The organism is Nonomuraea sp. NPDC049784, assembly GCF_040659615.1.
Lineage (GTDB): Bacteria > Actinomycetota > Actinomycetes > Streptosporangiales > Streptosporangiaceae > Nonomuraea.
On the sequence record NZ_JBFAMX010001294.1, the window covers coordinates 1 to 1106 of the forward strand.

Sequence of the window (1106 nt, forward strand, 5' to 3'; positions counted from 1 at the left end):
GGGGGGCGGCCGGCGCGGCGGCGACGGCGGCCGCGGTGCCGGGGTCGTCGAGCCACACCGCGCCGTCGCCTGCGAGGTGTCCGGCCAGTTCCCGGTGCCCCAGCAGAAGCGTCGCCCCACTGTCGGCCAGCATGTACGCCTGCCGCTCGGCCGGATGGTCCCGGTCCAGCGGCAGATAGGCAGCACCGGCCTTCCACACCGCCAGCAGCGCGACCAGCATGTTCACGTCACGGGGCACGCACAGCGCCACCACGCTCTCCGGGCCCGCCCCCAGGCCGCGCAGGTGGTGGGCCAGCCGGTTCGCGCGGGCGTCCAGCTCGCCGTAGCCGAGCGAGGCGTCGCCGGATACGACCGCGATCGTGTCCGGGTGGTCCGCCGCTCGGGCCGCGATCAGCTCGTCCACGCCTGATGCCGCCCGCTGCGGCACGGCGGTGTCGTTCCACTCCTCCAGCACCCGGCCGCGCTCGGCGTCGTCGAGCACGGACAGCTCCGACAGCCGCAGTCCCGGCTCGGCCGCCACGGCCGTCAGGACCGCCGCCAAGTGGCCGCCCATCCGCAGGACCGTCGCGGCGTCGAACAGCTCGGTGCTGAACTCGATCGTGCCGTCCAGACCACCGGGGGCGTCGCTGAGGACCATGGTGAGGTCGAACTGGCTGGTGCCCTTCGCGACGCCGAAAGCGGTGATGGCCAGGCCGTCCAGGTCGAGCTCGTCGTCACCGCCGCCCTGGGCGTAGTCGAACCGCACCTGGAACAGCGGCGTTCGGGAGCGATCGCGCTCGGGCTGGAGCGCTTCCACGAGCTGCTCGAACGGCAGGTCCTGGTTGGCGTAGGCGTCCAGCGCCACGCGACGCACCCGGCCGGCCAACTCGGCGAAGCCGGGGTCGCCCGACAGGTCGGTCCTGAGCACGACCGTGTTGAGGAACAGCCCGATGAGGTCCTCTGTCTCAGGCCGGTCGCGGTTGCCCACGGGGGTGCCCACCACGATGTCGTCCTGGCCCGAGTACGTGCGCAGCACGACGGCGAACGCCCGCGCGTGAACGACTTGCTCTTGCCGTCCCAGTCCACGCCGTGCGTGAAGTAGACCTTGTACGTGCCGTCGCGCACGC

The 1106-nt window shown here is 72.8% G+C and carries 1 protein-coding gene; it reads right to left on the bottom strand.

Going from position 1 to position 1106, the window contains the following annotated elements; translation table 11 throughout:
* On the bottom strand, positions 1 to 1015 hold a 1015-nt coding region (locus AB0J09_RS65540; RefSeq protein WP_360714685.1), incomplete at its 3' end, for a condensation domain-containing protein.
* Positions 1016 to 1106: the final 91 nt, after the last annotated feature.